This is a genomic window from Haloferax sp. Atlit-12N, from assembly GCF_003383095.1.
In the GTDB taxonomy this organism is placed as follows: domain Archaea; phylum Halobacteriota; class Halobacteria; order Halobacteriales; family Haloferacaceae; genus Haloferax.
This window is the reverse complement of sequence record NZ_PSYW01000005.1, coordinates 139,574-157,319: the sequence shown is the minus strand read 5'-3', so window position 1 is coordinate 157,319 and position 17,746 is coordinate 139,574. Positions and strand designations below refer to the sequence as shown.

The 17,746-nt window shown below is 67.1% G+C and carries 18 protein-coding genes; 4 read left to right on the top strand and 14 right to left on the bottom strand.

Annotated elements, in window-relative coordinates:
- Positions 1 to 30: 30 nt before the first annotated feature.
- A complete protein-coding gene (locus tag C5B90_RS18545; protein ID WP_115883428.1) occupies positions 31 to 951 on the bottom strand; it encodes an NAD-dependent epimerase/dehydratase family protein in 921 nt (306 codons plus the stop codon).
- Positions 952 to 1,116: 165 nt separating this feature from the next.
- Between C5B90_RS18545 and C5B90_RS18540 the strand changes: the two genes are divergently transcribed.
- A complete protein-coding gene (locus tag C5B90_RS18540) occupies positions 1,117 to 1,650 on the top strand; it encodes an Rrf2 family transcriptional regulator (RefSeq protein WP_004976849.1) in 534 nt (177 codons plus the stop codon).
- A 273-nt stretch (positions 1,651 to 1,923) separates the two neighbouring features.
- Here C5B90_RS18540 and C5B90_RS18535 read toward each other — a convergent pair whose 3' ends face one another.
- From C5B90_RS18535 to cdd, 4 genes are all read right to left on the bottom strand, one after another.
- Positions 1,924 to 3,117 carry an NAD(P)/FAD-dependent oxidoreductase gene (locus C5B90_RS18535; protein ID WP_115883427.1) on the bottom strand — a complete coding sequence of 398 codons (1,194 nt, stop codon included), beginning with the start codon at positions 3,115 to 3,117 and terminating at the stop codon, positions 1,924 to 1,926.
- Positions 3,118 to 3,231: 114 nt separating this feature from the next.
- Positions 3,232 to 4,050 carry a nucleoside phosphorylase gene (locus tag C5B90_RS18530; protein WP_115883426.1) on the bottom strand — a complete coding sequence of 273 codons (819 nt, stop codon included), beginning with the start codon at positions 4,048 to 4,050 and terminating at the stop codon, positions 3,232 to 3,234.
- Complete coding sequence (locus tag C5B90_RS18525) at positions 4,047 to 5,288, bottom strand: hypothetical protein (RefSeq protein WP_115883425.1); 1,242 nt, start codon at positions 5,286 to 5,288, stop codon at positions 4,047 to 4,049. Before C5B90_RS18525 ends, C5B90_RS18530 begins: the two co-directional genes overlap by 4 nt.
- Position 5,289: 1 nt before the next feature.
- Positions 5,290 to 5,721 (bottom strand): cytidine deaminase, encoded by a 432-nt coding sequence (gene cdd / locus C5B90_RS18520; protein WP_115883424.1) that lies wholly within the window; start codon positions 5,719 to 5,721, stop codon positions 5,290 to 5,292.
- Positions 5,722 to 5,866: 145 nt separating this feature from the next.
- Here cdd and C5B90_RS18515 point away from each other — a divergent pair, with 145 nt between their 5' ends.
- The gene (locus tag C5B90_RS18515) at positions 5,867 to 6,121 is read left to right on the top strand and encodes a hypothetical protein (protein ID WP_115883423.1); all 255 of its coding nucleotides are present in this window, start codon (positions 5,867 to 5,869) and stop codon (positions 6,119 to 6,121) included.
- Between the two features lie 125 nt (positions 6,122 to 6,246).
- Positions 6,247 to 6,516, top strand: coding sequence for a hypothetical protein (locus C5B90_RS18510; protein ID WP_004976836.1), 270 nt, complete (start codon positions 6,247 to 6,249; stop codon positions 6,514 to 6,516).
- A gap of 26 nt (positions 6,517 to 6,542) precedes the next feature.
- Here the strand turns inward: C5B90_RS18510 and C5B90_RS18505 are convergent, their stop codons facing one another.
- Positions 6,543 to 7,124, bottom strand: coding sequence for a GNAT family N-acetyltransferase (locus C5B90_RS18505; protein ID WP_115883422.1), 582 nt, complete (start codon positions 7,122 to 7,124; stop codon positions 6,543 to 6,545).
- A gap of 123 nt (positions 7,125 to 7,247) precedes the next feature.
- Between C5B90_RS18505 and C5B90_RS18500 the strand changes: the two genes are divergently transcribed.
- The gene (locus C5B90_RS18500; RefSeq protein WP_115883421.1) at positions 7,248 to 9,254 is read left to right on the top strand and encodes an AMP-binding protein; all 2,007 of its coding nucleotides are present in this window, start codon (positions 7,248 to 7,250) and stop codon (positions 9,252 to 9,254) included.
- A gap of 20 nt (positions 9,255 to 9,274) precedes the next feature.
- Here the strand turns inward: C5B90_RS18500 and C5B90_RS18495 are convergent, their stop codons facing one another.
- The 8 genes from C5B90_RS18495 to C5B90_RS18460 all read right to left on the bottom strand — a co-directional run bounded on the left by C5B90_RS18495 (position 9,275) and on the right by C5B90_RS18460 (position 17,722).
- Positions 9,275 to 10,582: a dicarboxylate/amino acid:cation symporter gene (locus C5B90_RS18495; RefSeq protein ID WP_115883420.1), complete on the bottom strand. Its 1,308-nt coding sequence runs from the start codon at positions 10,580 to 10,582 to the stop codon at positions 9,275 to 9,277.
- A 143-nt stretch (positions 10,583 to 10,725) separates the two neighbouring features.
- The gene (locus C5B90_RS18490; protein ID WP_115883419.1) at positions 10,726 to 11,433 is read right to left on the bottom strand and encodes an AMP-binding protein; all 708 of its coding nucleotides are present in this window, start codon (positions 11,431 to 11,433) and stop codon (positions 10,726 to 10,728) included.
- A gap of 108 nt (positions 11,434 to 11,541) precedes the next feature.
- The gene (locus C5B90_RS18485) at positions 11,542 to 11,862 is read right to left on the bottom strand and encodes a cupin domain-containing protein (RefSeq protein ID WP_115883418.1); all 321 of its coding nucleotides are present in this window, start codon (positions 11,860 to 11,862) and stop codon (positions 11,542 to 11,544) included.
- 52 nt (positions 11,863 to 11,914) lie between these two features.
- Positions 11,915 to 13,069, bottom strand: coding sequence for a molecular chaperone DnaJ (gene dnaJ, locus C5B90_RS18480; RefSeq protein ID WP_115883417.1), 1,155 nt, complete (start codon positions 13,067 to 13,069; stop codon positions 11,915 to 11,917).
- 145 nt (positions 13,070 to 13,214) lie between these two features.
- The gene (dnaK, locus tag C5B90_RS18475; RefSeq protein WP_115883416.1) at positions 13,215 to 15,086 is read right to left on the bottom strand and encodes a molecular chaperone DnaK; all 1,872 of its coding nucleotides are present in this window, start codon (positions 15,084 to 15,086) and stop codon (positions 13,215 to 13,217) included.
- A 190-nt stretch (positions 15,087 to 15,276) separates the two neighbouring features.
- The gene (locus C5B90_RS18470; protein ID WP_199517559.1) at positions 15,277 to 16,047 is read right to left on the bottom strand and encodes an alpha/beta fold hydrolase; all 771 of its coding nucleotides are present in this window, start codon (positions 16,045 to 16,047) and stop codon (positions 15,277 to 15,279) included.
- Between the two features lie 133 nt (positions 16,048 to 16,180).
- A complete protein-coding gene (locus tag C5B90_RS18465; RefSeq protein WP_115883414.1) occupies positions 16,181 to 16,876 on the bottom strand; it encodes a nucleotide exchange factor GrpE in 696 nt (231 codons plus the stop codon).
- A 99-nt stretch (positions 16,877 to 16,975) separates the two neighbouring features.
- Positions 16,976 to 17,722 carry a proteasome assembly chaperone family protein gene (locus C5B90_RS18460; protein WP_115883413.1) on the bottom strand — a complete coding sequence of 249 codons (747 nt, stop codon included), beginning with the start codon at positions 17,720 to 17,722 and terminating at the stop codon, positions 16,976 to 16,978.
- Positions 17,723 to 17,746: the final 24 nt, after the last annotated feature.

Genomic DNA, 17,746 nt, shown 5'->3' with positions numbered 1-17,746 from the left:
AGACGAGCGTCGAGAGACCGAACCAGTAGGCTACTCGTCGAGGTACGGTTCGCAGACGCGCCGGACGCCCTCTTCGAAGGAAATCTGCGGTTCCCAGCCGGTCGTCTCGCGAATTTTCGTGCAGTCGGCCATCGTGTCGTGGACGTACACGTCCAGGGGGTTTTCGATGTAGACCGGGTCGACGTCGGTGCCGAGCGTCTCGTTTATCATCCCGACCATCTCGTTGAACGAGTAGCTCTCGCCGGTCCCGAGGTTGTAGATACCCTGAAGCCGGTGGTCGGCGGCGAGTTCGATGCCGCGGACGATGTCGTCGACGTGCGTGAAGTCACGCGTCTGGGTGCCGTCGCCGAACAGCTCCGGCGACTCGCCGTTGGCAATCTGGTCGGCGAACTGCGCGACCGTGTTGGCGAACTCGCCTTTGTGTTCTTCCGCGCCGCCGAAGCCCTGATACACCGAGAAAAAGCGGAGCCCGGCCGTCCGCATGTCGTAGTGGTGGTGGAAGTATTCGGCGTAGCGCTCGCGGGCGAGTTTCGACGCCTCGTACCCCGTGCGCGCCTCGACCGGCATGTCCTCCGGCGAGGGCTCCGTCCGAGAGCCGTAAATCGAGGACGTGGAGGCGTAGACGACGGTGTCGCAGCCGTCGTTGCGGGCCTGTTCGACCGTGTTCACGAAGCCATCGACGTTGACGCGCGCGCCTTTCGTCGGGTTCTCTTCGTGCATCTTGTACGACGACAGCGCCGCCAGGTGAAACACCACGTCGACGCCCTCGGTCGGGAGGTCGTCGTCGAGGACGCTCGCGTCGTGGAATTCGACCGCGTCGTCGAGGTTATCGGGCGTTCCGAGGTAGAGGTCGTCGACCGCGACGACCTCGTTTTCCGCCGCGAGATGGTTTGCGAGGTTCGAGCCGATGAAGCCGGCACCGCCGGTGACGAGGACTCGTTTCCCGTTCATGTGCTACCGAACTCTCGTGAGCCGTATAGTGCTATCGACAGCATCGAGGCCGAATTAGGGTTCAAAATGAACATTCATGAGTGAGTCATGGTTACAAAGTAGACGAACGGCAGATTCGAGGCGTCATCCATCGGATTTAAGGACGTATGTAGCGAACCACTCTCCATGTCATCAATCGAGCTCACTTCGAGTCAGAAAACTATCTTGACCGCCCTCATCAACCTCTATCGGGACTCCGAGGACGCGGTGAAGGGTGAGGATATCGCGACCGAAGTCAACCGAAACCCCGGCACCATCCGAAACCAGATGCAGAGCCTGAAGGCGCTCCAACTGGTCGAGGGCGTACCCGGCCCGAAGGGTGGCTACAAGCCGACCGCGAACGCCTACGAGGCGCTCGACGTGGACAAGATGGACGAGCCCGCGTTCGTCCCCCTGTTCCACAACGACGAGGAAGTCGAGGGCGTCAACGTGGACGAAATCGACCTCTCCAGCGTCCACCACCCCGAACTGTGCCGCGCCGAGATTCACGTTCAGGGCTCGGTCCGTGAGTTCCACGAGGGCGACAAGATTCGCGTCGGCCCGACGCCACTCTCGAAGCTCGTCATCGACGGCACCCTCGACGGCAAGGACGACACGAGCAACATCCTCATCCTCCGCATCGACGACATGAAGGCACCTGTCGGCGAACCCCAGCACTAACCACGCTCCTCTCTCCGTCTTTTTCCGGGCACTCTCCAGCTCTCTCGACCAGCAGGACCGGCGTTCGGTGGGCGGGCGGTCGGCTAGCGGGCGGTCGGGCGGCGCGAGAAACGGGAGTGTGGACGCGCTGAACGCCGTGAGTGACTGAATCGAACACCGCGAGTGGCGACGCGACGCGTGACTCGAAGCGTGAAGCACGAAGAACGAAGAATCGAAACCGAGTCGGCGAGCGTCGGGCGTCGTGTCACCCGGCAGCCGGGCGCAGCGACCGAGTTACAGGTCGTTCCAGGCCGAGAGCGCGCGCTTCGGCGACGTCACGTCCGCAATCCAGTTCGCGGCGATGCCCTTCTTCAGCGTCCGCGCGAGCGGGCCGCCGAAGACGTTGACGGGGAATTCGCCGACGACCGGGAACTTCACGCCGTGAGCGACGGCGTCGTGGCCGATGGAGATGACCGTCCCCTTGTCGGTGAACGTCCAGCGCTTGAGCGGCTTGCCGGCGATGGCGCGGGCGATGTTCTCGCCGGCCACGTCCGCGGCGTCCCAGGCGGCCTGCGCCGTCGGCGGCGCGACGCTGTCGGGACCCTGCTCGACGAGGGCGCAGTCGCCGACCGCGAAGACGCGGTCGTCGCTGGTCTGGAAGTCCTCCTCGGCGAAGAAGCGGTGGGAGCGCTCGTCCTGTTCGAGTTCCACGTCGGACGCCTCGGGCTGGCCGGTGATGCCGCCGGTCCAGACGAGCACGTCGTAGTCGAGTTCCTCGGGCGCTTCGTCCTCGCCGCCGCCGATGAAGACGGTCTCCTCGTCGACCTTCGAGATGAAGTCGCCGGTGAGAATGTCGATGTCGAGGTCCTCGACGCGACGACGGAGCGCGCCCTGCAGTTCGGGGTCGTTGCCGGGGAAGATTTCGTCCATCCCCTCGACCAGTTTGATGTCGATGGGCGCGCGGTTCGTGTCGCGGTACTCGGCGACTTCAGCGGCCGTCTGGATGCCCGAGAGACCCGCACCGCCGATGACGACCTGCGCGGGGTCGTCGCGGGAGGCGTCGGCGGCCGCCTCTTTGATGTCCTGGTGAATCTCGCGGGCGTCGTCGAGGCCCTTGAGCTGGTGGGCGAACTCCTCGAGGCCCTCGATGCCGAAGAAAGCGGTCGAAGAGCCGATGGCGACGAGCAGATAGTCGTAGTCGACGGTGTCGCCGCCTTCGAGTTCGACGACCCGGTCGTCGACGTTCACGTCGCTCGCGCGACCCTTGACGAAGTCGGTCGAGTCCGCTTTGACATCGTCGACGGGGATGGCGATGCTGGATTCGACGCTCGGGTCGCGGATACAGCGGTGGACCTCGTGGAGAACGAGGTGGTAGTCGTGTTCGGCGACCCACGTGAGTTGTGCGTCGTGACCGAGCTCTTCTTCGAGGGTTTTGACCGCGCCGGCCCCGGCGTACCCCGAGCCGAGAACGACGACCTGCGTGCTCATGTCGTCGGATGCGCAGTCATCCGATAAAGGGGCTTTGAAACCGTCTCCACGACTGTGGTAATTTTGGCCTCCACGCCCCCAGAGCGTCGAAATCCGGGTTCGACGGTTGTCGGATTAGTCGAGGCTGAGACCCGCGTGCCAGCGGTCGACGCCCGCGTCTCGCTTGACCGCGTCCATCTTGGCGAGGAGGTGGACCGCGAGGCTGGCGGTCTCCGCCGCGCGCGACTCGCCTTCAGTGCGGAACTCGCCCGTGACCCGGTTCGCGTAGACCGAGCAGACGGCCCCCGCGCGGAGGCCGTAGACGTTGGCGATGGTCAGGAGCGCCGCGGCCTCCATCTCGATGTTCTTCACGTTCGCCTCACGGAGTTCCTCGACCAGCGAGTCGGAACCGGCGGCGCGGAAGCCCTCGAATCCGGGGCGTCCCTGCCCCGCGTAGAAGGAGTCGGCGCTCATCGTGAGGCCGACGTGGTAGTCGTAGCCGAGGCGTTCGGCGGCCGCGACGAGTGCCGAGACGACCTCGTGGTCGGCGACGGCGGGGTAGTCCTCGCGGACGTACTCCTTGGAGGTTCCCTCCTGTCGGACCGCGCCCGAGGTGATGACGAGGTCGCCCACGTCCATCTCGGGCTGAATCGCGCCGCAGGAACCGACGCGGATGAAGGTGTCCGCGCCGACGCGAGCGAGTTCCTCCACGGCGATGGCCGCCGAGGGACTGCCGATACCCGTCGACGTGACCGAAATCGGCGTTCCGTCGTAGCTTCCGGTTGCCGTCCGGTACTCGCGGTGGTAGGCCTTCTCCTCGTGGTCGTCCCACAGCGCCGTCACCTTGTCCACGCGCTCGGGGTTCCCGGGGAGCAACACCGCGTCGGCGAGGTCCTCGGGACCGACTTCGAGGTGGTACTGGACCTCGTCGTTCGGGTCCTCGCTATCGTTCATGGCTCTACTCGCGGGCCAGCGGTGGAAATTCTTGCGTTCTCAGAGGAGGCCCCCGCGGGCGTCGTCGCGTTCCCTGTCGGTCTCTCGACCGTCGCGTCGACCGTCGTCGCTGCGTCGACCGCCGTCTCGCCCGCGACCCCGCGCCACGTCGGGTCGTCGGAGAGGTCGCCGTCGCGGAACGGCGGCGGGAGGTCTGCCCGCTCGTCGGCCGCCAGCAGGTAGCCGAGTCCCGCACCGACGTACCAGTCGACAAGCGACGGGCCGAGGTCGGCGTCCACGACGAGGTCGCCGCCGGTGTACCACTCCAGCGCCTCGTCCTCGTCGGCGTCGACGCCGGTCCGCCGCCAGCGCACGCCCGAGTCGCCGTCGCCGAACGCCGACACCGAGAGCCTCACGTCCGCCATCGCGGGGTCGGAAACGCGCTCGAACGAGAGGTTCGCGGGCGCGACGCCGTCGGCTCCGTTCTCGTAGTACGACAGCGCGTGGTCGATTTCCGCCTCGTAGGTCGGCCGCTCGTCGGGCGAGACGTTCGAGAGGTCGACGTGGACCGCGACGGTGCGCTCGCGGAAGGGCATCTCCCGGTCGGCGGCGTCCGGTTCGGGGAGTCGCGTCGTCTGGATGCGCTCGGACAGCACGGGGAAGGCGTCGGCGTCGTCGTGGGTCAGCCCGAGCAGATGGCCGAACTCGTGGCTCAGCACCGTCTGGGTCGTCCCGTCGTCGTACCCGGCGGCGACGACCACCGAGACCGGCTCCGTCGGCGCGGTGGGTTCGTCGCCGTCCAAGAGGGGCGCACAGCCGACCGCGTCCGCGCCGGCGTAGTCGCCGCAGCCGTCGATTCGCTCGACGACCGAGACGGTCACGTCCGGTTCCGAGGCGTTCGGCACCACGACGAACACCGGGTCGTAGGCGGTCGCCGACGCGTTCGCCCGCCAGTAGGCGACTGCCGATTCGACGAGCGAAGCGTAGTCGCGGCCGTCCGCGGGCGCGTCGATGCCGACGACGATAGGCGCTCGACGCCACGGGTTGTCCGCGGGTCGCGTCTCGGGCATCGCCGACGAGCCGGGTCCGCCGGCTGCGGCCGAAACGGCTCCGTCGTCGCCGTCGCTCGCGTCGGTCGAGGGGTCCCCGAGGGCCGCGTCCACGACCGGCGGGGACGGCGATAAGGACATACACCCCGAAAGCACCACGAGCAGGACGAGTGCGAGGGCGGCGGTTCCGCGGTCGGCGGCGGGCGACACGTTACTCGTCGGCGTCGGCGGCGTCGCGCTTCGCCGCGGCGGCTTCGAGCGTGTCCAGCGAGATGGTGTTCGGGAGGAGTTCGCCGAGCGTGTACTCGGCCACGTCGTCGCCCCCGAGGTCACAGACGACCGGGAGGTCTTCGTCGCAGAACTCCGCGAGCGTCTGGCGACACATCCCACAGGGGGTAACGCCGTCGCGCGCCCCCGAGGTGACGACGAGGCGGTCGAACTCGGTGTGGCCGTTCTTCACGGCCTCCGCGATGGCGACCTCCTCGGCGTGGAGGCTGTTCGAGTAGTTCGCGTTCTCGATGTTACAGCCGACGTAAACCTCGCCGTCGGCGGTCCTGAGCGCCGCTCCGACGGTGTACTCCGAGTAGGGAACGTAGGCGTTGTCGAGCGCTTCGCGGGCGCGTTCGACGAGTGCTTCGGGCATTGGGCGCTCATTCGCGTGGGGTGGCTTAGTTCGTTCGGCTCTCCGAGATTGTCGTGTCGGCCGACGGACACGGGCGGGTTGCTGGGTGTCGCACCCATCGCGTCGTCCCGCAAGCGACTATACGGCTCGGCCCTAACGCGGCGTCGTGAACGACACATCCGGCGGACGACGAATCCTGTTCATCGTCGGCGCGAGCGTCGTGGCCATCTCGGGCATCCTCGGCGTCTTTATCGGCGAGAACGGCGGCCAAGTCGCCGCCGAGATATCGCTGTTCGGCCTCCTCTCGCTTCCGACCACGCCGCTCGCGTTCAGCCTCTACGGAATGGTACTCTCGGCCGCCCTCCTCGGGGTGCTGTTCGGACTCGTCGAGTACGCCTCGCGTGTGGAAAACGCGCGATAACGCCGCGCTCACGGCTCGGTGAAGTCGCGCTCGCGGTGGTTCGGTGCACGGAGGCCGTCGTACCGGCCGGGGAACCGCGACCGGAAGGCGGACCGTTTTTGCTCGTCCGGCCCCGACGGACCCGCATGGACGCGCCCTCGTCGACCTCGACCTCGGACGCCTCGGCCGGCGACGCCTCGCCCGGACCGCTCCCAGAGGACACGGGCGGCAAGAACCGAAAGCGCGCCGCGCTGGCGACCGCGCCGTTCCTCGCGCTCGGACTGGCCGACGTGGTGCTCATCCTCCTGCAGGGACTCGAACCGCTCTGGGGGTTCGCCATCCTCCCGCCGATTCTGTTCTGTAGCGTGCTGACTTGGATCGTCTTCAGCACCGACTTCCTCGACGACCGGACCTGAGTCGGAATCGGCTCAGCGCCGGAGGGTCAGCGTCGCAGGTTCGTGGAGTACTTCGTCGGCGTCTCCTCGTCGTAGCCGAAATCCTCGGCGGTCAGTTCCGGTTCGGCGTCCCCGGCGCTCGCCGGCGCGGCGACCTTGAACCGCTCGCGGAGTCGCTCTGGCATCGAGAACGCCTCGCGGTCGAGTCGGAGCGCGATGGCGTCGCCGTCGACCTCTCTGACCCGGTCGAGTCGCTGACGCGGCCCCTCTGGGAGGTCCTCGGCGTCGACCGCCTCGAAGCCGAACTGCGCGCAGTAGCCGTGGTCCGAGGTGAAGCCGTACACTGTCTCGAACTCCTCGGCCGCGGCGCGGTCGACCAGTCGCTCGACGACGTGCGCGCCGACACCCTGTCCGCGCCACCGCTCCGAGACGCCGACGCAGGTGAGTTCGCAGAACGGCTCGTCGGTCTTGTGGACCCGAATGCGTCCGAATCCGGCCTTCTCGCCGGACTCCTCGTCGAGCGCGATAACGTAGTCGCGGGAGCGGAACGAGCCGTCGTCGAGTCCGAGTTCCTCCAGCGAGTCGAGCAACCAGACCTCGTCTCGGTTCTTCGCGTCTCGGACGTACATGCTTACTCGTAGCACACCCGCCGACAAAAACGACTCGGGCCGGTACGGCGATTCCCGCCGCGTCTGACGAACTCAACGAAAGAACAGTAAAGATTCATGGTCGCGGTCGCGGTACCTCGATTCATGGACGTACCCGACACCGACACCGTGGTGCACGAACCGGACCCGGCGTTCGTCGAGGACGCCAACGTCACCCGATTCATGCGGGAACACGACATCGAGGACTACGACGAGCTCATCGAGCGGACGACGACCGATGTTCCGGGCATCGGTGCCTCGGGCGTCGAGTGGTTCTGGGACGAACTCGTCGACTACCTCGACATCGACTTCTACGAGGAGTACGACGCCGTCCGCGACGACTCGGAGGGGCCGCAGTTCTCCCGCTGGTACCCCGGCAGCGAGATAAACGTCGCCCACAACACCCTCGACCGCCACGCCGCGGTCGACTCCGGGAACCGGAACCGCGTCGCCTGCATCTGGGAGGGCGAAGACGGTGAGGTCGTCCAGCGGACCTACCACGACCTCTACCGCGAGGCCAACCGCGTCGCCAACGTCCTCGAATCGTACGGCGTCGAGACCGGCGACACCGTCGGCCTCTACATGCCGATGGTCCCCGAGGTCATTTCCATCCTCTACGGCTGTTTCAAGGTCGGCGCGATAGCCGTCCCCATCTTCTCCGGATTCGGCGTCGACGCCACCGCGACCCGCCTCGAAGACCCCGAGTGCTCGGTGCTTTTCACCGCCGACGGCTTCTACCGCCGCGGCTCCGAGGTCCGACTGAAGCCGACCGCCGACGAGGCGATGGCGGAGGCGGACTGCGTCGAGAACGTCGTCGTCTACCGGCGGTTCGGGGACGAAAGCGAGGATAGTGACGCCGACGTGCCGTGGACCGACGGCCGCGACGAGTGGTGGGACGACACCGTCGGCGAGGCCGCCCCGGAGTACGAGACGAAGCGCCTGCCGTCGGACGCGGAGTCGATGCTCCTGTACTCCTCGGGGACGACCGGCAAGCCGAAAGGCATCGTCCACACCCACGCGGGCGTCCAGATGCAGACCGCGAAGGAGATTCACTTCGGCTTCGACCAGAAGCCCGAAGACCGCTTCTTCTGGGTCTCCGACATCGGCTGGATGATGGGCCCGTGGACGCTCATCGGGAACCACACGTTCGCCGGCACCATCTTCATGTACGAGGGCGCGCCCGACTACCCGAACCCGGACCGCTTCTGGGACATGATAGAGCGCCACCGCATCACCACCTTCGGCATCTCGCCGACGGCCATCCGAGCCCTGCGGAAGTACGGCGACGAGGAAGTCGAGAAACACGACCTGTCGAGCCTCCGCCTGCTCGGGTCGACCGGCGAGCCGTGGGACCCCGAGTCGTGGCAGTGGTTCTACGAACACGTCGGCGGCGGCGACGCCCCCATCATCAACATCTCCGGCGGCACCGAAATCTGCGGCTGTTTCCTCATGCCGATGCCGACCCAGCCGCTCAAGCCTTGCTCGCTCGGCGGCCCCGGCCTCGGGATGGACATCGACATCGTGGACTCGTCGGGCGAGTCCATCGTCGACACCCACGAGCGCGGCTTCCTCGTCGCTCGCGACTCCTGCCCGTCGATGACCAAGAGCCTCTGGGAGGGCGACGAGCGCTACCTCGACACCTACTGGTCGTCGTGGGACGACCTCTGGGACCACGGCGACTGGGCCCAGAAGGACGAAGACGGCTTCTGGTTCCTCCACGGTCGCGCCGACGACGCCCTCAACGTGGCCGGCCGCAAAGTCGGCCCCGCCGAGGTCGAAGGCGCGCTCATCGAACACGACGCGGTGAATCAGGCCGCCGCGGTCGGCGTCCCCGACGACACCACCGGGACCGCCGTCGTCGCCTACGTCGTCCTCGAAGACGGTATCGAGGAGAGCGACGACCTCCGCGAGGAGCTTCGCGGCGTCGTCGGCGACGAGCTGGGCAAACCGTTCCGCCCGCGCGAGATACTATTCGTCGACGAGTTCCCGAAGACGCAGTCGGGGAAGATTATCCGCCGCGCCATCGCCTCGATTTACGCGGGCGAGGACCTCGGCGACATGAGCAGTATCGAGAACCCAGAGTCGCTGGAGAAGATAGAAAACGCGTCCTGAAGCGGTTTTTCCGCCTTCGTTCAGTCGGACAGCGCCGAGCCGACACCGTCGTTCCACGCGTCGGCGGTGAAGTCGACCGCGTCGTTCCACGTGGCGACGACGGTCGTCACCGCGAGGTCGCCGGTCACGTTCACCATCGTCCGGATGCGGTCGAGGATGGGGTCGACGCCGGCGACGAGACCGACGATTTCCAGCGGGAGTCCCAACTGCGTCAAGACGAGCGTGAGCATGATGAGCCCCGACCCGGGGACGCCGGCGGTCCCGATGCTCGCCAGCACGGCGACCGCGACGACCGCGAACTGGTCGGCCAGAGAGAGGTTCACGCCGACGATGTTCGCCGCGAAGATGGCCGCGACGCCCTGATACATCGCCGTGCCGTCCATGTTGATGGTCGCACCGAGCGGGAGGGTGAAGCCGTAGATGCGTTCTTCGATGCCGAGGTTGTCGTCCGCGTCGGACATCGTCACCGGGAGCGTCCCCGACGACGACCGGATGCTCAGCGCGGTCACCATCGCGTCGCGCGCGCCGGAGAGGAACGCGATCGGCGACCGCCCCGCGACCCCGACGACGAACGCGCCGAGGTAGACGACCCCGATGTGGACGACGGCCGCGAGGAGCATCGTTCCGATGAGGAGCGCGAAGGGCAGGATAGCGTCGACGCCGGCGGTGCCGAAGACGTTCGCCATGAGCGCAAAGACGCCGAGGACGCCAAACTCCATCGCCCCCCAGACGACCTTGTACATCGCTTCTGCGCCCGCGTCGGCGAGGTCGAAGAACGCCTCGATGCCGCGTTTGACCTGCTCGTCGTCCGTCTCTTCCCACGCCAGCGTGAGGCCGAGGCCGAACACGACGACGAAGAAGATGGTCGGGAGCACGCTGCCCTCGGCCATCGCGCCGACGGGGCTCGCCGGGACGATGTTGAGGACGACCTCGACCGCGTCCGGGGCGTCCGCACTCTGGGCTTCAGCGCCGGTGAGCAGCTCTTCGAGCCCGCGGGAGCCGGGAGAGACGAGGTTGCTCACGCCGAGTCCGATGGCGACTGCAAACGCGGACGTGAGCGCGTACAGCCCGACTACCTGCGCACCGACGCGGCCGAGCGACGACGGCGAGAGCTGTCGAACGCCCATCAGAAGCGTGAACACCACGATGGGAACGATGAGCATCTTCAGCAGTCGGACGAACAGGTCGCCGACCGGTTTCAAGGCCGTCGCCGGCTCGCCGACGACGAGGCCGACGAGCGACCCGAGGACGAACGCGACCCCGATTCGGTAGACGATGCCGACCGACCGATACCGGTTCCAAAGAGACACAATGCTAGACCGTGACATGTAACGTGTTTGCACTAACGATACAGCCAGAATATAAATATAGCGGTGAGAGTCCTGAATTTAACACCGAGGTAGAATTCAATCTCAAATATGAATTAATGGTTGGAGTCTTCGGTGGTTTCTCTCCACCCCACGCGTCGTCGTCAGTACGCGTCGTCCGGTGCGAGCGCGACCGACTCGGGAACCCCGTCACCGACCGCGAGCGCCGCCTCGACGGCCTCGTCGTCTGCGGGGATTCGAATCGTCCCACCGGCGAGAAGCGGGGCGAGCACGCCGGCGACGACGGTTCCCGGGTGGCTGAGTGACGACCGGACCGCGACCGTGTCGTCCACGCCGAGGTCGAAGTCGGCGACGACCTCGCGGGCCGCGTCGAGCAGGTCGCCGTGTGTGAACTCGCGGTCGTCGGCGACGAGCGCTGGGTCGGCGGGCGCGACGACCTCCGGGTGGACCGCGGGGTTCTCGCTCCAGACTTCCTGTTCCCAGTGCGTCGTCGCGGGCGAACTCGGCGGGCCGCCGAACACGGCGAGTTTCTGTCCCGGCGGGAGGGCTTCGAACTCGGATTCGCGCTCGACATCCACGACGGTCGCCCTCGCCTCCACCGCGGGGTCGAACGCGGTCACCGCACCGAGTTGGGCCGCCCCGAGGAACGTCAACAGTGGTTCGGGAAGCGACACCGGGCCGACCGCGACGCGAGCGCCCTTTCGGACGCCGAGGTAGCGGAGGACGTTCCCGGCCTTGTACGAGGTCGTGATGAGGTCGTGGTACGTGTAGGTCCGGCCGGGGCCGTCGACCCGGAGGGCGAGTCGGTCGCTCCGCCGGTCGCGGGCCATGAGGTCGCCGATAACGTCCATGGCCGGTCGTAGGGAGTCGGCGCGAAAAAAGGCCCCGAGGCGCTCTCGCGGTTCGAGAGCGTACGGGAGTCTGGGCGAGCGACGCCGAGGCGACGCCAGCGCGACGAGTCAGGGCGCGCCCGCGATGACGAACGTACTCTCCTCTGGACCGTTTCGGAGTTCGCGGGTGTCTTCGGGTGCGACGCGCACGGCATCGCCCGGTTCGAGGTCGAGTTTCTTGTCCTCGACGACGAGCGTCGCCTCGCCGGAGACGAGATAGTACACTTCCTCGTGGCCTTGTTCGGCGTGGTCGTGCGGCTTACCGGACCAGTCGGGGTCCGCTTCCAACACGCTGAATCCGAGTTCGACGCAGTCGAGTTCGTCCCGCAGGAAGTGGAGACCGCCGCCGACCGCGTCTACGTCCTCGTAGTTCGCTTTCGTGTAGGACATCGGTCGAACTGACGGCCGCCGGACAAGAGAGCGTGGTGGTGCCGGAAATCCGTTACAGCGAGTTCTTCAACTTCTGGAAGAGGCCCTCTTTGACCTCCTCGCCGCCGGCCTCGGCGAACTCCTTGAGCGCCTCGCGCTGTTCTTTGTTGAGGTCCTCGGGCGTGACGACGTGGACCTCGACGTGCAGGTCGCCGTGACCCCGGCCGTCGAGGTGCGGCATCCCCGCGCCGGAGACGGTGAACGTCGACCCGCTCTGGGTGCCCGCGGGCACCTTCAGTTCCTCCTCGCCGTCGAGCGTCGGCACCTCGACGGTCGCGCCGAAGACGGCCTGCGGGAAGGAGATGGGATGGGTGTAGCGGAGGTCGTCGCCGTCGCGCTCGAACTCCTCGTGGTCGCGGACGTTGACCTCGACGAACAGGTCGCCGTTGGGACCGCCGTTCTCGCCGGGTTCGCCCTCGCCGCGGTAGCGGAGGCGTTGGCCGTCGCGGAAGCCGGCGGGGATGGTGATAGTCACGTCGCGGGTGCGGCGGACGCGGCCGCTGCCGCGGCACTCCGAACAGTCCTCGCTGTACGTCTCGCCCTCGCCGCCGCAGGCGCGACAGGTCGTCGTCTGCTGGACGCGGCCGAAGGGCGTCTGCTGGACCGTCGTCTGCTGGCCCGAGCCGTTACACTCCGAACAGGTGTTCACGTCGGCGTCGTCGGGGTGGCCCTCGCCGTCGCACTCGGGACAGACCTCGCGGCGGCGAATCGTCACGTCGCGCTCGACGCCGTGGTAGGCGTCATCGAGGTCGATGGTGATGCGCTGGGCAACGTCGCGGCCCTGTTGGGGGCGATTGCGCTGTTGGCCGCCCGCGCCGCCGTTGAACAGGTTGTTGAAGATGTCCTCGAAGCCGCCACCGCCGCCGCCCATGCCGCCGAACGGGTTGCCGCCGCCGCCGAAGGGGTTGCCCCCGCCGCGGCCGCCACCGCCGCCGCGCTTCTGGGACTGCTGGAAGCGCTCGTGGCCGACTTGGTCGTACATCTGCCGCTTCTCGTCGTCCGTGAGCACCTCCTTGGCCTTCTGGACCTTCTTGAACTTCTCCTCGGCGTCGTCCTCGTCGGAAACGTCGGGGTGGTACTTCGCGGCCTTCTTGCGGTACGCGTTCTTGATTTCGTCTTTCGAGGCGTCCCGCGAGACCCCGAGTACGTCGTAGAAGTCCTCGCTCATCAGTTGATATCTTGTAGCCGGTGAAGGTATTTGAAAAGTCCGTCTCTCGTATCGCGGCGAGCGCGAACGGCGTCAAACCCGGGGTTTCGAACGGATTCGACCGCCGGCGTCGGGTTCCTCGGCGACCCGAGAGTCGGTCAGTTGGTTAGTTGTCCTCGTCGTCCTCGTCGAAGTCCGCGTCGGCGTCGACGAAGTCCTCGGGGTCCGCACCACCGGGACCGCCGGCCGCGCCCGCACCAGCGCCAGCGCCGCCGGCACCGCCGGCCTGCGCCTGCTGCTGGTACATGCGCTTGCCGATTTCCTGCAGTTCCTTCGAGAGGTCTTCGGTCACGTCTTCGAGTTCGTCCGTGGAGGCGTCGTCGTCTTCGAGGACCGCTTCGACGTCCTCGATTGCCGCCTCGATGTCGGCGCGGAGTTCGTCGTCGACGTTCTCTTCGTTCTCCTCGAGGAGCGTCTCGGCGCGCTGAACCGCGCCCTCGGCCTCGTTGCGGGCCTCGACGGCGCGGCGGCGCTCTTTGTCCTCTTCGGCGTGCTGTTCGGCCTCCTGCTGCATGCGGTCGATCTCGTCGTCGGAGAGACCCGCGCCGCCCTCGATGGTGATGGACTCGGCGTTGCCGGAGCCTTTGTCCTCGGCGGAGACGTTGACGATGCCGTTCTCGTCGATGTTGAAGCCGACTTCGATCTGCGGGGTGCCCGCGGGGGCCGGCGGGATGCCGGAGAGCGTGAACTCGCCGAGGAGTTCGTTGTCCTCGGCCATCTCGCGTTCGCCCTGGAAGACGCGGACCTGCACCGTCGTCTGGTTGTCGGCCGCGGTGGTGAATATCTTCGACTCCTCGGTCGGAATCGTCGTGTTCTTCTCGATGAGGCGCTCGAAGAGGCCGCCTTTGACCTCGATACCGAGCGACAGCGGCGTCACGTCGAGGAGGACGATGTCGTCGACCTCGCCGCCGAGAACGCCGCCCTGGATGGCCGCGCCGAGCGCGACGGCCTCGTCGGGGTTGACGGACTTCTTCGGCTCGGAGCCAAGCAGTTCTTCGACCTTGTCGAGGACCTGCGGCATCCGGGTGGAGCCGCCGACGAGGATGACGTCGTCGATGTCGCCTTTATCGTAGCCGGCGTCTTCGAGCGCCTGCTCGGTCGGCTCGACCGTGCGGTCGATGAGGTCGGACGTGAGGGACTCGAACTTCGCGCGGGTCAGGTCGTATTCGAGGTGGACCGGACCGGAGTCCGTCGCCGTGATGAACGGGAGGTTGATGGTCGTCTCCTTGCGCGAGGAGAGTTCGATTTTGGCTTCCTCGGCCGCGTCCTTGAGACGCTGGAGAGCCTGTCGGTCCTCGCGGAGGTCGATGCCGTGGTCGTTCTTGAACTCGGTGGCGAGCCAGTCGATGATGGCCTCGTCCCAGTCGTCGCCGCCGAGGTCGTTGTCCCCGTTCGTGGCGACCACTTCGTAGACGCCGCCGCCGAGGTCGAGGACGGACACGTCGAAGGTGCCGCCCCCGAGGTCGTAGACGAGCACAGTCTGGTTCGACTCGTCGTCGAGGCCGTAGGCCATGGAGGCCGCGGTCGGCTCGTTGACGATGCGCTCGACTTCGAGGCCCGCGATTTCGCCGGCGTCCTTCGTCGCCTGACGCTGCTTGTCGTTGAAGTACGCGGGGACGGTGATGACGGCCTTCTTCAGTTCGTCGCCGAGGTAGTCCTCGGCGTCGCGCTTGATCTTCTGGAGAATCATCGCCGAAATCTGCTCCGGTGTGTACTCCTCACCCTCGATATCGACGGAGTAGCCGTCCTCGCCCATGTGGCGCTTGATGGACCGAATCGTGCGCTCTGGGTTCTGGATGGCCTGGTTCTTCGCCGGCTTGCCGACCAACCGCTCACCGTCGTCGGTGAACGCGACGACGGACGGGGTGGTTCGGTCGCCTTCTGCGTTCACGATAATCTCCGGGTCGCCGCCCTCCATCACCGCGAACGCGCTGTTCGTGGTGCCGAGGTCGATACCCAGAATCTTGTTGCTCGCCATCTTGCCCGCAAATACCGTCTTTTGCCGGTTAAAGGTTACTAGATACTGCGACACACGGCGCGCATCGAGGTCGACGCTGTCTTGCGATTTCGAGTTCTCGCGTCGAAACAGGTCGGTCGATTTATGTAGAACCGCCGACCGCGTCGTCGGCGGCGGGCTCGCCAGAGTCGCAGTCGAGGGCGACGGCGTCTCAGTCCATCGACTGCGGTCGCTCCGTCCCGTCGACCGAGTCGTCGAAGTCGGGCGCGTCCGCACCACCGAGTCGGAGCGACGACGGGTCCGCTCCGTCGAGGGCGTCGAGCACCACCGAGAGCGTCCGCTCTCTGCCCTCGCTGGCGAAGAACTCGTGGCCGCCGTCGTACGGGACGAGGTTCGACGCGGGGGTCCGGTCGCCGATTGCGCGAACGTCAACCACCCGGTCCGAAAGCGAGGCGAACACCACGTCGTCGGGGTTGAACGGCGGTAGCGACTCCTGCGCGCCGTGAATCATGCGGAGGAAGGCGGGCGAGGCGTTGTCCGGGCCGTCGGCCAGTTCGGCGGCGAGTTTCAGTTCGCCGAGGTCCTCGCGGGAGATACCGGACGGGACGAGCGGGCGCGTCGTCGGCAACCGCCTGACGACGGGGAGGAGCAGGCCATCGAGACCGGCGGTCGCGGTCCCCCACCAGGGGCTCAAAAAGACGTTCCGAACCGCGAGGTCGAGGTGGGCGGCGACGAGGCCGCCGGTGCTGTGGCTGAGCACGAGGTCGATGTCGCGGTCGACCGAGTACGCCCGCACCGGATCCACGTACTGGCTGTCGAACTCCCAGCCGTTCATCGGGAGTTCGACGGCGTGGACGTGGTAGCCCTCGTAGGTGAGGCGGTCGAGGAGCCACTCGACGCTCCGATGACCCGGCTTGTTGCCCCACCCGAGGACGAAAAGCAGGTCGTCGTCGCCGGGGTCGCCGTGTTGGGTGACGCGCACGGTTGGCCGCCGCCGACGGGAACGAAGTCGCATGGCGTAGTGATTGCGAGGTGAGAACAAAAGTCCTCCCCGGGCCGGTGGCGCGTCAGCCCACCGTGGCCCGTCGCGGGGAGACAGCCGTGTCGATTGCGACCTACTCGCCCTTACTGACCGTGATCTGCGCGGCGCGGATGACCTTGTCGGCCATCTCGTAGCCGGGCTGGAACACGTTGGCGACGGTGTCCGCCGGTTCGTCGCTGTCGACGCGCATCATCACCTCGTGGCGGTTCGGGTCCACGTCGGTCCCCGGTTCGGGGTCGATGATTTCGACGTTCTCGTCTTCGAGGATTCGGTCGAACTCCTTGAGCGTCGATTCGAGGCCGCCGCGGATGTCGGCGTCCTCGTCCTGGTCGAGCGCGCGGACGAGGTTGTCGCGGACGGTGACGACGCGCTCGACGAAGTCCTCGGTGGCGCGCTCTTTGATCTGGTCCTGTCGCTTCTTGGCGCGCTTCTTGTAGTTCTGGAAGTCGGCCTGCGTGCGCTTGAGGCGAGACTGGAGTTCCTCGGCCGTCGCTTCGGCCTCGTCGCGCTCGGCTTCGAGGTCGGTGACGCGGGCTTCGAGCGCCGCGACCTCGCCCGCGAGGTCGTCGTCGTACTCGGCGACGCGGTCGGCGACGGTCGGCCCGTCGTCCGCCGCGTCGGGTTCCTCGCTGGCCGCCTCGGCGCTCGACGCCTCGCCGTCGGCGTCGGTCGCCGCGTCTTCGGCCGCCTGCGCCGCTGCGTTGGGTGCCGCGTCGGCCTCGGGTTCTACGTTCGCGTCCGTGACCGACTCGGCGGGGTCGTCGCTCATGGGCGGGAGAAGTGTCCGACGCGGCTTAAACGTGTAGACTGCGGGCCGGCCGAAACGCTTCTCACCGCGGGGCGGCCGCGCGGGCGTCGCTTTCGCCCGCTACTGGTACATCCCGAGCGGCCGCGCCTGCGTGCTCTCCTCTTCGGACTGCTGCATCCGCCGAGCCAACTGCTCTTTGGCCTGTCGAATCTCGGTGGCGCTGTCCACGAGGTCGTCCACGGGAACCTCGACGCCGACGAGCGGTTCGATGCCCTGTTTGATGATGACCCGAGCCGCCTCGGGGTCCGGGAACTGCGGGTCCGACTCGACGACCAACGCGAGCGCCGGGCGACCGACCGAGACGGCGTTGCTCAGGAGCGCACCCGTCGGCCCCGAGACGAGGCCAGTCTCTGTCGGGCGGTCGATACTGGCGTCTTCGAGTCGCGGCGTCGCGCCGTCGGTGCCGACGCCGTAAAGCGCGGGCACCGCCTCGGACTTCTCGCGGGCGATGCCCGAGAGGAACACGGGAAGCACGTCGAGTTCTTCGAACCACGGGCCGAGACAGGTTGCGAGTTCGGTCGCCGCCTCGGGCCGGATGGGGATGTCGCTCTGGAGGACGAGCAGGTTCCGTTCCGCGTCGGCGTAGAGCCTAACCGGCGGGTGCAGCGTCGGGTTGTCTTTCATGTAGACCGCGACCTTCGGGACGCCCTCGCAGAACACGTCGGCGTAGTGGGTCATGTCGAACGCCTCGACCAGATGGTCGGCCGCGATTTTGCCGACCAACCCGACGCCCGGCAGCCCTTCGACCAGCGTCGGCGACTCCAGTTCGTCGGTGAGTTCCTCCGCGAGGACGCGAATGCGTGCCATACGTGAACATGGTCGCCCGGGCGA

What these genes read in the sequence shown, in the direction of transcription:
- C5B90_RS18545 (WP_115883428.1), bottom strand. Translation starts at nt 951, where the DNA reads ATGAACGGGAAACGAGTCCTCGTCACCGGCGGTGCCGGCTTCATCGGC.
- C5B90_RS18540 (WP_004976849.1), top strand. Translation starts at nt 1,117, where the DNA reads ATGTCATCAATCGAGCTCACTTCGAGTCAGAAAACTATCTTGACCGCC.
- C5B90_RS18535 (WP_115883427.1), bottom strand. Translation starts at nt 3,117, where the DNA reads ATGAGCACGCAGGTCGTCGTTCTCGGCTCGGGGTACGCCGGGGCCGGC.
- C5B90_RS18530 (WP_115883426.1), bottom strand. Translation starts at nt 4,050, where the DNA reads ATGAACGATAGCGAGGACCCGAACGACGAGGTCCAGTACCACCTCGAA.
- cdd (WP_115883424.1), bottom strand. Translation starts at nt 5,721, where the DNA reads ATGCCCGAAGCACTCGTCGAACGCGCCCGCGAAGCGCTCGACAACGCC.
- C5B90_RS18510 (WP_004976836.1), top strand. Translation starts at nt 6,247, where the DNA reads ATGGACGCGCCCTCGTCGACCTCGACCTCGGACGCCTCGGCCGGCGAC.
- C5B90_RS18505 (WP_115883422.1), bottom strand. Translation starts at nt 7,124, where the DNA reads ATGTACGTCCGAGACGCGAAGAACCGAGACGAGGTCTGGTTGCTCGAC.
- C5B90_RS18500 (WP_115883421.1), top strand. Translation starts at nt 7,248, where the DNA reads ATGGACGTACCCGACACCGACACCGTGGTGCACGAACCGGACCCGGCG.
- C5B90_RS18495 (WP_115883420.1), bottom strand. Translation starts at nt 10,582, where the DNA reads ATGTCACGGTCTAGCATTGTGTCTCTTTGGAACCGGTATCGGTCGGTC.
- C5B90_RS18490 (WP_115883419.1), bottom strand. Translation starts at nt 11,433, where the DNA reads ATGGACGTTATCGGCGACCTCATGGCCCGCGACCGGCGGAGCGACCGA.
- C5B90_RS18485 (WP_115883418.1), bottom strand. Translation starts at nt 11,862, where the DNA reads ATGTCCTACACGAAAGCGAACTACGAGGACGTAGACGCGGTCGGCGGC.
- dnaJ (WP_115883417.1), bottom strand. Translation starts at nt 13,069, where the DNA reads ATGAGCGAGGACTTCTACGACGTACTCGGGGTCTCGCGGGACGCCTCG.
- dnaK (WP_115883416.1), bottom strand. Translation starts at nt 15,086, where the DNA reads ATGGCGAGCAACAAGATTCTGGGTATCGACCTCGGCACCACGAACAGC.
- C5B90_RS18465 (WP_115883414.1), bottom strand. Translation starts at nt 16,876, where the DNA reads ATGAGCGACGACCCCGCCGAGTCGGTCACGGACGCGAACGTAGAACCC.
- C5B90_RS18460 (WP_115883413.1), bottom strand. Translation starts at nt 17,722, where the DNA reads ATGGCACGCATTCGCGTCCTCGCGGAGGAACTCACCGACGAACTGGAG.